Annotated in this window: 1 protein-coding gene and 1 pseudogene; both read left to right on the top strand. The window is 60.0% G+C overall.

Features of this window, described 5'->3' with window-relative positions; genetic code table 11:
* Positions 1-97 precede the first annotated feature (97 nt).
* A complete protein-coding gene (locus tag LG661_RS24680; RefSeq protein ID WP_230534637.1) occupies positions 98-490 on the top strand; it encodes a hypothetical protein in 393 nt (130 codons plus the stop codon).
* A 32-nt stretch (positions 491-522) separates the two neighbouring features.
* Positions 523-1,023 (top strand): annotated as a pseudogene (locus LG661_RS24675) (recombinase family protein); the annotation flags it as partial.

Here is a 1,023-nt window from a genome sequence, read left to right as displayed (position 1 = left end):
CGCGCGCATCAGGCGATGGCGCAAGCCTCACATCGCAAACGAAAGATGCAACTGTAGTGCTAGGCCGCGTCCGGTTCTAACAAAGGGTGGATTTCGCTTGGACCTGCAAAAGGGGACAGCATACGAATCCATTGCTCTTGGGAATGGAATCGTTCTGCATTTGGAGCAGTCGGCATGTGAGTATCTGAGCCGCACCTACACCTTCACCATGAAGCGGGAGCCAGCCGATATGAACGTCGTCGGGTGGCAGTACCGGACGGCAGTTCAGCTCCTGTCACTACTTGAAGAGCGCTCAGAGCCGAAGCTTGAGCTTGCCCAGGAGAAAAAGGCGCTCAGCGAGTATGCCCGATTGGTTGTCGAGCCCCAGGATGATGTGGACCTCTATTCCAGACATGCCCACGACGGATTTCCCGAAGTTGTCTCTATCGCCAGTCAGACCAACGGCGAGGAGGTCCGGATCGTCGTGAAGGTCATAAGCGGGCCATACTAAACTGTCCAAGACGAGCAGGTCGTTCCCATAGAATGGAGTCTGCCTCCCGCGCCTACCAGGAGGAGGTGAACCGGCCGGGGAGGGAGGCAAGCGGCAGGGCCACGGAGGTTGAGGCGAAGCTCGCAGGTGTTCAGCGCAAGATCGACGGCATCATGCGCGCGATCGAGGACGGCCGGTATCAGCCGTCGATGAAGGCCCGACTGAGCGAACTGGAGGCCGAGAAGGCGGCCCTCATTTCCTCTCGCGACGCGAGCCCGACGGTGCCGAACGTCTCTGTGCATCCGAACCCCGCAGCCGTATACCGCCGCAAGGTCGAAGAGCTCGAGAATCTGCTGGACAGCGCCGAACACAGGGATGAGGCGATGGAGCTGATCCGCTCGCTTATCGAGAAGATCGAGTTGACGCCGAAGGAGGGCGGAGGCGTCGACGCGCTATTGCATGGCGATCTTGCCTGTATCCTCAGCCTATGCTCGACTGGGCAACAGGGGGCTAAACAGCAAAAAGCCCTCCGCGCGGCTGGCGCTGGAGGGCCT

Source organism: Microvirga roseola (assembly GCF_020866965.1).
Classification (GTDB): Bacteria; Pseudomonadota; Alphaproteobacteria; order Rhizobiales; family Beijerinckiaceae; genus Microvirga; species Microvirga roseola.
This window is presented reverse-complemented; position numbering and strand designations above follow the sequence as displayed.